General features: G+C 69.3%; 10 protein-coding genes. 4 read left to right on the plus strand and 6 right to left on the minus strand.

Annotation, left to right across the window (positions count from 1 at the left end; translation table 11 throughout):
* The first annotated feature begins 19 nt into the window (after positions 1–19).
* Complete coding sequence (locus SGR02S_RS12640; protein WP_067110307.1) at positions 20–1,054, plus strand: LLM class flavin-dependent oxidoreductase; 1,035 nt, start codon at positions 20–22, stop codon at positions 1,052–1,054.
* 27 nt (positions 1,055–1,081) lie between these two features.
* Here the strand turns inward: SGR02S_RS12640 and SGR02S_RS12645 are convergent, their stop codons facing one another.
* Genes SGR02S_RS12645 through SGR02S_RS12665 form a run of 5 tightly spaced genes read right to left on the minus strand, consistent with a single transcriptional unit; the run spans position 1,082 to position 6,688 of the window.
* Positions 1,082–2,170, minus strand: a complete 1,089-nt coding sequence (locus SGR02S_RS12645; protein WP_067110309.1) for a zinc-binding dehydrogenase — start codon at positions 2,168–2,170, stop codon at positions 1,082–1,084.
* A complete protein-coding gene (locus SGR02S_RS12650) occupies positions 2,167–3,435 on the minus strand; it encodes a cytochrome P450 (protein ID WP_169799686.1) in 1,269 nt (422 codons plus the stop codon). The genes SGR02S_RS12645 and SGR02S_RS12650 overlap by 4 nt, the downstream gene beginning before the upstream one ends.
* Before the next feature lie 42 nt (positions 3,436–3,477).
* On the minus strand, positions 3,478–4,251 hold the full coding sequence (locus SGR02S_RS12655; RefSeq protein WP_067110316.1) for an SDR family NAD(P)-dependent oxidoreductase: 774 nt from the start codon (positions 4,249–4,251) through the stop codon (positions 3,478–3,480).
* Positions 4,251–5,039, minus strand: coding sequence for an alpha/beta fold hydrolase (locus tag SGR02S_RS12660; RefSeq protein WP_067110319.1), 789 nt, complete (start codon positions 5,037–5,039; stop codon positions 4,251–4,253). Before SGR02S_RS12660 ends, SGR02S_RS12655 begins: the two co-directional genes overlap by 1 nt.
* A complete protein-coding gene (locus tag SGR02S_RS12665; RefSeq protein ID WP_067110322.1) occupies positions 5,036–6,688 on the minus strand; it encodes an FAD-dependent oxidoreductase in 1,653 nt (550 codons plus the stop codon). The genes SGR02S_RS12660 and SGR02S_RS12665 overlap by 4 nt, the downstream gene beginning before the upstream one ends.
* Before the next feature lie 145 nt (positions 6,689–6,833).
* On the opposite strand from SGR02S_RS12665, the gene SGR02S_RS12670 reads away from it, so the two are divergent.
* From SGR02S_RS12670 to SGR02S_RS12680, 3 genes are all read left to right on the plus strand, one after another.
* Positions 6,834–7,331 (plus strand): flavin reductase family protein, encoded by a 498-nt coding sequence (locus tag SGR02S_RS12670; RefSeq protein ID WP_244858090.1) that lies wholly within the window; start codon positions 6,834–6,836, stop codon positions 7,329–7,331.
* 171 nt (positions 7,332–7,502) lie between these two features.
* Positions 7,503–8,249 (plus strand): FadR/GntR family transcriptional regulator, encoded by a 747-nt coding sequence (locus tag SGR02S_RS12675; RefSeq protein ID WP_076078102.1) that lies wholly within the window; start codon positions 7,503–7,505, stop codon positions 8,247–8,249.
* Entirely contained in the window at positions 8,246–9,166 is a 921-nt protein-coding gene (locus tag SGR02S_RS12680; protein WP_067110328.1) for an SMP-30/gluconolactonase/LRE family protein, read from the plus strand. The genes SGR02S_RS12675 and SGR02S_RS12680 overlap by 4 nt, the downstream gene beginning before the upstream one ends.
* A gap of 26 nt (positions 9,167–9,192) precedes the next feature.
* On the opposite strand, the gene trmB is transcribed toward SGR02S_RS12680, so the two are convergent.
* Positions 9,193–9,924 (minus strand): tRNA (guanine(46)-N(7))-methyltransferase TrmB, encoded by a 732-nt coding sequence (gene trmB, locus SGR02S_RS12685; RefSeq protein ID WP_067110331.1) that lies wholly within the window; start codon positions 9,922–9,924, stop codon positions 9,193–9,195.
* Positions 9,925–10,087: the final 163 nt, after the last annotated feature.

The raw sequence follows: 10,087 nt of genomic DNA on the forward strand, positions 1-10,087 counted from the left end.
TCAGACAAAGGAGACGATCATGAAATTCGGACTTTTCGGCGGCGCCGCCCGCGGCGCGGACCAGTCGGGCGACAGCCAGTCCTATCGCAGCTTCGTCGATTATGTCGTCGGCGCGGAGGAACTGGGGTTCGATTCGCTGTTCCTGGTCGAGCATCATTTCACCGGGGCGGGCCAGCTCAGCGCCTCGATGACCCTGCTGTCCTATCTGGCGGGGCTGACGACCAGCATGCGCCTTGGCACCGGGGTCACGGTGCTGCCGTGGCACAACCCGGTGCTGATGGCGGAGCAGGCGGCGACGGTCGACGTGGTGTCGGACGGGCGGCTCGATTTCGGCATCGGCCGCGGCTATCGCCCCAACGAGTTCCACGGCTTCATGGTCGATCCCGCGACCGCCCCGGCGCGCTTCAACGAGGCCATCGAACTGATCCTGAAAAGCTGGACGACGCGCGAACGCTGGTCGCACGACGGCGAATACTGGCACTATCGCGACATCCTCGTCGAACCGCAGCCGGTGCAGCAGCCGCATCCGCCGATCTGGGTCGCCGCCCAGAGCGAGGCTTCGGTGCGACAGGCGGCGGCACGCGGGCAGTCGCTGATGCTCGACCAGTTCAGCGACACCCGAACCATCGGCGAGCGCATTGCCTGGTATCGCGACGAGCAGACCCGGCGCGGTGTGGCGTCGCGGCCGCACCAGATCGCGGTGACGCGCGGACTGCTGCTCGTCGACGACGAGGCGAAGCGGACCGGGGAAATCGAACGGCGGCTGAAAGCCATCGCGATGCTCGCCGCGACCGCGCGGGTGCCGGGCGAGGAAAGCGAAGCGCCGGTGGTGGGGTCGCAGATGCTCGATTCCTCACGCGACGCGACCGAGGCCTCGACCGTGATCGGCACCCCCGGGGCATGCGTCGCGCGCCTGAAGGAACTGGAGGCGGTCGGCGTCGACTACGTGCTGTTCAACGATCCGTGGGGCGGCATCGAGCGGCTGCGCTTCTTCGCGAAAGAGGTGATGGGGGCGTTCGCGGCGCAGCCGGCCGAGGATCGGGCGATCGCCTGACGGGGACGCCCCGGTCGCCGGATCCTCTCACCGGCGGCCGGGGCGGATCACCGCGCGCAGTATCTCTCCGCGCGACAAGGCGTCGAGCCCCGCGTTCACGTCGCCCAGCGCCAGCGTGCGGCTGACGAAGCTGGCAAGATCGAGCCGGCCGCTTTCGGCCAGCCGGACGAAGGCGGGAAAGTCGCGGCGGATGTTCGCCGAACCGAACAGCGCGCTCGACAGGCGCTGTTCGGACAGGAAGAAGGGCAGGGCGGCCAGCTCGAACGTCGCGTTCGCCGGAGGCATGCCGACGATGACGATTTCCCCCGAACGGCGCGTGATCGCCTGCGCCTGCGCCACGGTGGCGGGGGCTGCGACCGCATCGATGGTCGCGTCGACGCCCAGTCCGCCGGTCGCGGCGCGGACGGCCTCGGCCGGATCGCCCGCCCCCGGATCGAGGACCAGCGTCGCGCCCCGGCGCCGGGCATCGTCGCGGCGCGCGGGATTGGGGTCGATGGCGACGATCGTCGCCGCACCCTTCAGGCCCGCGCCCAGGATAGCGGCGAGCCCGACGGTGCCGCAGCCGATGACCGCCAGCGACCCGCCATGCGACAGCTGGGTCCGGTTGAGAACGGTCGACAGGCCGGTGGTGACGCCGCACCCGATCAGGGCCAGCGATTCGGGCGGCTGATCGGTATCGACCGCGACCAGCGATGCCCGGTCGACCACCATTTCCTCGGCGAAGGTGCCAAGTCCGAAAAGGCCGGTCGCGACCGATCCGTCGGCACGGCGCGCGCGGGGCACCGATCGCAGGTGAAGCGACTGGACGCAGATATGCGGGCGGCCGGAGGCGCACTGGATGCAGCGGCCGCAGGCCGGCGCTGACGAGCTGATGACCGTGTCGCCCGCCTTCAGCCCCGCGACATGGCTGCCGACGGCCAGCACGGTGCCGCTCGCTTCGTGCCCCATCAGCAGCGGCGACCCATAGCTGTGATCGCCGCGGCGCACGGCGACATCGGTCTGGCAGAGCGCGGTGGCGTCGACGCGGACATGCACATCGGTCGGCCCGAGCGGTAGGCTCTCCACCTCTTCCAGCCGCAGCGCCTCGCCGGGCGCGACGAAGATCGCGGCCTTCATCCCCACATCGCCGGCACGCCGGTCGGCATGCGATACATCAGGCCGGTGATCTGCGGGGGCGGCTGGCTGTCATCGAACCGCAGGTGCGGAAGATGGTCGAGCAGGGCGTTCAGCGCCGCCGTCAGCTCCATCCGCGCTACCTGCGACCCGGCGCAATAATGAACCCCGGTCGAGAAGGACAGGGTGACGCGCGGGTTGCGGTCGGCGATGAAGCTGTCGGGATCCTCGAAACGCGCGGGGTCGCGGTTGGCGGCGCCGATGGCCGGCTCGACGATCGATCCCGCGGGAATCTCGACCCCGGCGACGACCATATCGCGCGTGGCGAGCCGGGGCGGCGCGAACAGCACCGGGCCGTTCCAGCGCAACAGTTCCTCGATGACGCGCGGAATCCGCTCGCGGTCGTGATAGAGGCGTTCGAGCAGTTCGGGCCGTTCGAGCAGCGTGACGAGCAGGATGCCGAGCGAGCGATAGGTGGTGCCCGCCCCCGCCGGCAGCAGGTTGTTGATCAGGCCGAGGAGGTGGCGCTCGCTGATCTTCTGCTGCACGCCGTCGAGCTCGATCTCGCGTTGCAGCAGCATGCTGACGATGTCGTCGCGCGGATTGCGGCGCCGATCCTCGATGATTCCGCGCATATACTCCTCCACCGCCAGCCGGGCATTGCGCGCCTCGTCGGGCGTCGCGGCCGCGATCTGGAGCATCGCGGCCCATTCGTGAAAGCGCTCGAGATCTTGCGGCCGGATACCGAGCACCATCGCGATGACATAGACGGGGAACTCGGCGCAATATTCGAAATAGAGGTCGGTGCGTCCCTTCGCCTTGAACCCTTCGATCAGATGGTCGAGGCGCGGCCGGACGAACCCGCGCCACAGGTCGAGACCGTGCCGGGTGAAGGCGGGCTGGACGAGGGCGCGGAACTTGCGATGCTCGGGATCGTCGGAGCCCATCAACGACACTTCACCGAAGACATATTCGGTCATCTTGCGGATGCCGGCATTCGAAAAACCGATATTGTCCTGCAATATCTGTTCGGTCACGTCATAGCCGACCGAGATGAAGCGCGGCGCGTCGGGCCAGACTTCGGCCATCGGGTCGGGCACGCCGAACAGGTCGAAGGTCGATCCGCGGTGGATCGGCCCCTGCCGGCGCAATTCGGCGAGCTTCGGATAGGGGTCGGCCACGCGTCCCGCTCCCGTTCGGCTTGTCGTGCGCCGTTCCCAGTCCTCGCGGCCGACGCCGGCCACCATGTCCATGTTAGTGTCTGTCATCATATCTTTCATTCATGTTGAAGCGGGAGAAAAGGCGGGGCGTCAGAAGGCGAGGCCGCCGCCGCCGTCGACGACGAGCGTCTGGCCGTTGACGAAGGACGCCGCCGGGCTGAGCAGGAACAGGATCGCGCGCGCCATGTCCTCCGCCTCGCCGAGCCGGCCCAGAGGCGTGCGCGCAAGAACGTCGCGGCCATAGGCGCCCGCGGTGATGTCGCCGAGGCGGGGGGTGCGGGTGATGCCGGGGGCAACGGCGTTGGCGCGATAGCGGCCGGCCGCGGACACGGCGTGCCAGCGGGTCATCCCGGCGATGGCGGCCTTGCCGGCGGGATACCAGCCATTCTCCGCCGCGCCGCCGCGCCCGGCAACCAGCGAGGGCGGCGGTCCCCCCGCGATCGCTCCCGCGACCGATGCGACATTGACCAGGCTGGCGTGTGCGGCCGGTTCGGGCAGCGCGGCCGCCCAGGCGGCGGTGACGCGCTGCACGCTGCCGGCCGTCTGCGCCAGGCCTTCCTCGATGGTCAGCGGCAGCGACGAAGGCGGTCCCGCATTGTTCACCAGATGCAGGATCGGACCATGTTCGACCGCGATCCGCGCCATGTGCGTCGCCACGGTTTCGGGTTCGCCGGTGTGGAAGACATGGGGGTGAAAGGCCGGGCCGAGGTCGAGGCCGTGCAGGCGGTCGGCGTCGATATCGACCCCGATCACCGTCAGTCCCGCTTCGCACAGCATTTGCGCCGTGGCGGCGCCGATACCGCTGGCGGCGCCGGTGACGATCACCGAACTGCCTGCCGGGAAACCGAGGAAATCGAAAGCCATCAGCAGTCTCCTTGCGCCTGCGCCGCGCGCTCCACGGTCGCGGCAAATGCGGCGGGCTGGTCGATCGACACGAAATGCCCGGCCCCCGGCACGATCTCGCTCGTCGCATGGGCGACGCAGTCGCGCGCGGCGGGGGCGCATTCGGCGGCGGGGCCCTTTTCGCCGAACAGGAAATGGGTGGGGACGGTCAGCGCCGCGAGCGTCGCCATGACGTCATGCGCGCGGATCGCCTCCATCGCGGCGATCATCGCCCCGGCGCCTGCTCGCGCACGGTCGCTGTTCCAGCGCGCCAGCAGGTCGGCGTCGAGCGGCGAGCAGAGGCGCGCCTGCACCGTGTCGAAATCCTGCTGCGGCGTGCCGAACATCCGGTCGACCAGCGGCCATGCCGCATCCCACCATGAGCGCGGGCGCACCTGCATCTCGACGAGCAGCAGCGCCTTCACGCGCTCCGGCGCCCGTGCCGCCAGCGCCGCCGCGATGAAGGCGCCGATCGAATTGCCGACCAGCACCGCGGGTCCGATGGCCTGACGCTCCAGTATCTCGCCCAGCACGGAGGCGCGTTCGTCGATCGACAGGGCCGCATCGGCTTCGTTCGATGCGCCGTGGCCGGGCATGTCCCAGCCGATCAGGGCGAAGCGGGGGGTGAGGAAGGGCAAGCTGCGTTCGAACTCGTGCACCGAATGGCCGTTGCCGTGCAGCAGCACGACCGGATCGCCGCTTCCGGCGCGATAGACGGTTATCGGGCCAGCCGATGTCGATTCGATGCTTTTCGTCCTGTCGCCGCTCATTCCGCGCCTCCCTGCGCCGCGTGGAGGGCCGCCCGCCGGCCGAAGAGCATGCCGGGCGCGATCGAGGCGCCGGCGCCCGGATAGCAGGGGCCGAAGATGCCGCTGGCATTGTTGCCCGCCGCATAGAGCCCCGCGATCGGGCGCAGCGCCGGGTCGAGCGCGCGGCCGTGCAGGTCGGTGCGCACCCCGCCCGCGGTGCCGACATCGCCCGGATAGAGCCGGACGGCATAGAAAGGCGGCTGTTCGACAGGCCCCAGATTGGGGTTCGGCCGGACCCGGCGGTCGCCGTAATAGCGGCTGATCGCCTTCGATCCGCGTCCATGGTCGTCGTCGCGGCCCGCGCGCGCGCCGGCGTTGAAACGGTCGAGGGTATCGCACAGCCGCTGGAGGGGAAGGCCCGTTCTTTCGGCCAGCTCGTCGACCGAACCAGCGCGGATCAGATAGCCGCTTTCGATCCAGCCGGACGGGGTGACCATCGGCGGCGCCATTCCGAACGCGTACCGGCTGCGATGCCGGCTTTCGAGGATCAGCCAGCTGTGATCGGTGCCCAGCGCGGCGTGGCGTGCGATCATCCGCTGGCCGACCTCCATATAGGGCCCGGCCTCGTCCATATAGCGCTCGCCCGCGACGTCGACGACCAGCGAATGCGGAAAGCAGCGATCCCAGACATGGACCATCGGACCGGCGGGCGTCTTGGTGCCCGGAACCCACCACGCCTGGTCCATCATCGCCATCTCGGCGCCCGCATTTGCCGCGGCACGGATGCCGTCGCCCATGTCGCCGGCCGGCGCCATGGTCGCATCGACGCCGACCGGCGCCTGATGGATCTGGCGCAGGCCCGCATGGCGGGCGAAGCCGCCCGTCGCCAGCAGGACGCCCCGGCGTGCGATCACCCGGACCCGCTTGCCGTCGCGGTCGAGCACCGCACCGGCGACGCGGCCGTCCTCGACGATCAGTTCGACGAGGGGCGTGCTGCGCCAGACGGCGACGCCGCTTTGCCTTGCCGCCAGCAGCAGGCGGCCGATCAGCGCCTTGCCGCGGGTCGCGGGCCGGGCGCCGGTCAGCCGCGCCTTCGCCGATCGCGCCGCGACGCGCAGCGCCGCGCGTGCCGCCGCCAGCGAGCGTATGCCGAGCGCCATCGTCGACACCTCGACCGAATGGGCGGCCGAGAAGAGCGCCCCCGGCGCCAGCCATTCCTGTGCCTCGCCCAGCGCGCGCAGGTCGAGCGCGTCGCAATAGAGCGTGCGGCCCGCTTCGCGCCCGCCCGGCAGTTCCGCATAATAGTCCGACCAGCCGCGCGCGTGGCGCAGCGCGAGGCCCTGATCGTCGAGAAAACGGGCGAAGGCGGGGCTTTCGCGGACGAATATCTTCATGCGCTCCCGGTCGACCTCGTCGCGGCCGGGCCCGACCAGCGCCTCCAGATAGCGCAGGCCATCCTCGCACGAATCGGCGACGCCGGCGCGTTCGAGCACATGGCTCGCGGGCAGCCAGACCGTTCCCCCCGACAGCGCCGTGGCGCCGCCGAGCCAAGCCTCCTTCTCTGCCAGCAGCACGTCGAGCCCCGCAAGGCGCGCGGCCAGCGCCCCGGTCAACCCGGCCGCGCCGCCGCCGAGCACCAGAAAATCGCAATGATGATCGCCCTCTCGCAAGACCTTCCCTTTTTTCTATTTACATATAAATTATACAACTGATTGTGGAAAGCAACCTTTTTGAGGCGCTTGCTGGGAAGCCGATGCGCGGCGTGCCTCCGGAAAGGATGGCACGCCGCGGACGGGATGGAAGAGGAGAGAGGATTTGACGAACGCCGTTCTGCCCGATGCGGGCGATATTGCCGGTGCGCTGAAACTGGGCCTGCGCCGGCTCGCCAAGGCGGTGGTGGTCGTCACCGCGCATCGCGGCGACACGCGCGCGGCCATGACCGCGACCGCGGTTTCGGAACTGTCGCTGGACCCGCCGTCGCTGCTGGTCTGCGCCAACCGCTCGGCGTCGATGTTCCCCCTGCTGAAAGATGGGGCCGATTTCTGCGTCAACATATTGGACGCCTCGCACCGGGCGATCGCCGACCGGTGCGCGGGCGGCGCGGCGGGCGATGCGCGCTTTGCGGAGGGCGACTGGCGGCAGGCGGCCAACGGCGGATGGGTGCTGGGCGACGCGCAGGCCAGCTTCGCCTGCGCTTTCGAACAGGCGCATTTCTATGGCACGCACGGCATCTTCATCGGCCGGGTGATCGATGTGCGGATCGCGGGAGAGGTCGGCCCGCTGATCTATGTCGACGGCGCTTTCCGGTCCTGATGCGGTGCGAGGAAATAGGGCCAGTTTCCCATTGGCTTTTCATTTCGTATAAATTATCAAACTGATTATGGAGATCAAGTCCATTGGATGACTTCCTCGGGGAGGATGGCTAAGAACGGAATGGAAAGCGGTCGCGAAGGGACGCGGGGCAAGGCGTTGAAGGGGCAGAAGATGACGGATGGGATGTCGCCCGTGCGAATTCCCAAGGCGGCGGAGATCATCGCGCAGGCCATCCGGCGACGGATCGTCCTGGGCGACCTGAAGGAGGGCGACCTGCTCCCCGCCGAAGCGGACCTGATGGCGCAGTTCGACGTCTCGCGCCCGACCTTGCGCGAAGCGATCCGCCTGCTCGAATCCGAAGGGCTGGTGCGCGTGCTTCGGGGCGCCAAGGGAGGCGTGCGAATCTGTCCGCCGCAGGAGGATTCGGCGGCCCGCACCCTGGGTTTCCTGCTTCAGTTCCGCGGCGCGACATTGGCCGAGGTGCTCGACGCCCGCTCGTTCATCGAGCCGCGTCTGGCGGCGGGGCTGGCGGCCTCGGCGACCGCCGACGATATCCAGACGCTGCGCGATCACCTGGCCCACGAGGCGGAGGTGATCGAGGATTTCGCGCGCTTCGGGCGCGCCACGGCCGACTTCCACCGGGTACTGGTCGAACGTGCCGGCAACGTCGCGCTGGGCGTGATCGTCAGCATGCTCGACGACATCTTCCTCCGCCATGTCGAACGCTTCCTCAGCAGGTCGCGCCCGGACCAGCTGGCGCTCAACCAGCAGGCGCTGTCCAACCATCGGGCGCTGGTCGACGCGATCGCGGCGCACAAGCCGAAGCGCGCCGAGTCGGTGTGGGAGGACCATATGGACCAGTTGCGCACGGTCATCATCGGCGAGCTGGGCCAGACGACGGTGCTCGATCTCTATTGACCGTCGAGGCCGTCCTTGTCGCCGAGGGTCTGGGCTTTCCCGAAGGGCCGGTGATCCTGCCCGACGGCTCGCTCGCGGTGGTCGAGATTCGCCACGGGCAGGTGACGCGCATCGCGCCCGACGGGACGAAGCAGGTCATCGCCAAGGTCGGCGGCGGCCCCAACGGCGCGGCGCTGGCCCCCGACGGCGCGTTGATCCTCTGCAACAACGGCGGCTACCAATGGGCCGAGAGCGACGGATGGGCGGTGCCCATCGGCGCGGCGGCGGACTATGCGGGCGGGTCCATCCAGCGGCTCCACATCGCGGACGGACGGGTCGAGACGCTGCTGACGGCGGTCGACGACCGCCCCCTGTCGGCCCCGAACGACATTGTCTTCGATTCGGCGGGCGGCTTTTATTTCACCGATACCGGAAAGCATCACCGGCATCACAGCGACCATGGGCGCATATGCTATGTGGACGGTGCCGGCGCGCGGACGGTGGCCGAACCGCTCGACCAGCCGAACGGCATCGCGCTCTCCCCCGCCGGCGACCGCCTCTATGCGACCGAGACGGCGACCGCGCGCGCCTGGTGGTGGGAAGTCGAGCGCCCCGGGGTGCTGCGCGGCGGCCGCACCTTCATGGGCGCGGGCGGCGGCAACTTCCTGTGCGCCGAGCCCGGCTATGCCTATTACGACAGCATGGCGGTCGAGGCGAACGGCAATCTGTGCATCGGCACGCTGCTGAAGGCCGGCATCGCGATCGTCGGCCCCGACGGCGAGAGGATCGGGTTCGTCGATCTGTCCGACCTCGACCCCGCGATCACCAATATCGCCTTTGGCGGCAGCGACATGCGGCATGCCTATGTCACGGCGTCCGCGACCGGCCGCGTCTATCGCCTCACGTGGCCGCGGCCCGGGCTGCGGTTGAATTTCTGAGGCCGGATGCGGTTGCTGCAACCGCCCTATTTGCGCCGCCAGCGGAAATACCAGACCTCGTGCCCCTGCGCGCGGGCCTTGGCCTCGTAGCGCGTTTCGGGCCAGCCGCCGGGGCGGACGAGGAAATCGTCGGCGGTCCGCGCCAGCCACTCGAACTGGTGGCGGTGGCGGCGCATCACCATCAGCGCGTGGGCGAGATAGACCGGGTGATCGGTGCCGAAGCGAAACTCGCCGCCGGGCTTCAGCTTGGCCGCGATCAGGTCGACCGGCCCATCGTTCATCATCCGCCGCTTGGCGTGCCGCGCCTTCGGCCATGGGTCGGGATGGAGCAGGTAGACGAAGGACAGCGCGCCGTCGGGAACGCGGCGCAGCACCTCCAGCGCGTCGCCATGATGGATGCGGACGTTGGCGAGCGGCGGATGCGTGCCCCCCTTTCCCGCGAGATGTGGATCGCCGCTGACGTGGACGAGCGCCTGCGCGACGCCGTTGAGGAAGGGTTCGGCGCCGATGAAGCCGTGATCGGGCAGCATATCGGCCCGCGCCGCCATATGCTCGCCGCCGCCGAAGCCGATCTCGAAATGCAGCGGGCGGTCGAAACCGAACAGGCGCTCGGCGGTCACCGGCCCCTCCGCCGGCACCGCGATCTGCGGCAGCAGATGGTCGACCAGATCCTGCTGGCCCGCGCGCAGGGGCTTGCCCTTGGCGCGGCCGTAGAGGCGGTTGAGCGTGGTGGGATCGCCAGATTTATAAGCCGTCATGCCGCGCGCGTTAGCGGTGCCGGGCCGGGCGGGCAAGGCGGTGGCGATGCGCGGACCGTTGGCGTCCCGCAGCGGCGAAGGCGCTAAAGCCGCAAAAGCCCCGCACGCGCCGCCGCAATTATGGCCTTTGTGGCTTTAGGCGCATGATGCCATCAGACGGTCT

Source organism: Sphingopyxis granuli NBRC 100800 (genome assembly GCF_001591045.1).
Classification (GTDB): domain Bacteria; phylum Pseudomonadota; class Alphaproteobacteria; order Sphingomonadales; family Sphingomonadaceae; genus Sphingopyxis; species Sphingopyxis granuli.

What these genes read in the sequence shown, in the direction of transcription:
- SGR02S_RS12660 (WP_067110319.1), bottom strand. Translation starts at nt 5,039, where the DNA reads ATGAGCGGCGACAGGACGAAAAGCATCGAATCGACATCGGCTGGCCCG.
- SGR02S_RS12645 (WP_067110309.1), bottom strand. Translation starts at nt 2,170, where the DNA reads ATGAAGGCCGCGATCTTCGTCGCGCCCGGCGAGGCGCTGCGGCTGGAA.
- trmB (WP_067110331.1), bottom strand. Translation starts at nt 9,924, where the DNA reads ATGACGGCTTATAAATCTGGCGATCCCACCACGCTCAACCGCCTCTAC.
- SGR02S_RS12640 (WP_067110307.1), top strand. Translation starts at nt 20, where the DNA reads ATGAAATTCGGACTTTTCGGCGGCGCCGCCCGCGGCGCGGACCAGTCG.
- SGR02S_RS12675 (WP_076078102.1), top strand. Translation starts at nt 7,503, where the DNA reads ATGACGGATGGGATGTCGCCCGTGCGAATTCCCAAGGCGGCGGAGATC.
- SGR02S_RS12655 (WP_067110316.1), bottom strand. Translation starts at nt 4,251, where the DNA reads ATGGCTTTCGATTTCCTCGGTTTCCCGGCAGGCAGTTCGGTGATCGTC.
- SGR02S_RS12650 (WP_169799686.1), bottom strand. Translation starts at nt 3,435, where the DNA reads ATGACAGACACTAACATGGACATGGTGGCCGGCGTCGGCCGCGAGGAC.